Genomic DNA, 962 nt, shown 5'->3' with positions numbered 1-962 from the left:
TGAAGCGCCCCGGGTTGGTCGGAGACTCTAGATCGCGGGTGTGACCTGGGGTTTCTTGGTTGCCGTGTAGTAGGTAGCTTCGTATTCGGCGGGTGGGACGTGGCCTATCTCACCGTGCAGGCGACGGAAGTTGTACCAGTCGGCCCATTCGGCGGTGGCCAACTCGGTCTCGGACAGGGTCCTCCAGGGGCGTTGCGGCTTGATGAGTTCGGTTTTGTACAGGCCGATCGTGGATTCCATCAGGGCGTTGTCGTAAGCGTCGCCGACCGATCCGATCGAGGCCGCGATGCCGGCGGTGTCCAGGTGTTCGGCGAGCCTGAACGACGTGTACTGACTGCCCGCATCCGAGTGATGGACCAGCTCACCGGGAGTGTGCGGGCGGCCGTCGCGGTCACGCTGCCACAGCGCCATCTCCAGGGCATCGAGGACGAGTTGGGTCTCCTTGGATGTCGAGGCGGACCAGCCGACGATGTGTCGGGAGAAGGTGTCCACGACGAATGCGACGTAGACGACGCCGGTCCAGGTCGCGATGTGTGTGAAGTCGGCGACCCAGCAGCGGTTCGGGGCGGCGGCGACGAAGTCGCGGTCGACCAGGTCGGGGGCCCGGCTCGCGGCCGGATCCGCGATGGTGGTGATGACCTTCTTCCCGCGGACCGCGCCAGCGATCCCGAGCTCGCGCATGAGACGCTCGACGGTGCAGCGGGCCACGGCATGACCCTGCCGGTTCAGTTCGCGCCAGACCTTTCTCGCGCCGTAGACACGATAGTTGGCCTCGAAGACCTCCTTGATCAGTGTCTTGACTTCCTCGTCGCGCACGTAGCGGGCGGACGGCGATCCCTGGCGGTGCTTGTGGGCGTAGTAGGTGGAGGGGGCGATGCTGCAGTCGTGCTCGGTGAGCGTTCTGCAGATCGGCTCGACACCGCCGAAGCGGGCCCGGTGCTCGTCGATGAACGCTACGAGCG

1 protein-coding gene is annotated in these 962 nt (G+C 65.7%); it reads right to left on the bottom strand.

Features of this window, described 5'->3' with window-relative positions:
• Positions 1–27: 27 nt before the first annotated feature.
• Positions 28–962 (bottom strand): IS3 family transposase (locus P2L57_RS39835; protein ID WP_275823491.1); only part of this gene is annotated, 935 nt, incomplete at its 5' end.

The sequence above is a fragment of the Streptantibioticus ferralitis genome, from assembly GCF_029223525.1.
Taxonomy (GTDB): Bacteria; Actinomycetota; Actinomycetes; order Streptomycetales; family Streptomycetaceae; genus Streptantibioticus_A; species Streptantibioticus_A ferralitis.
This window is presented reverse-complemented; position numbering and strand designations above follow the sequence as displayed.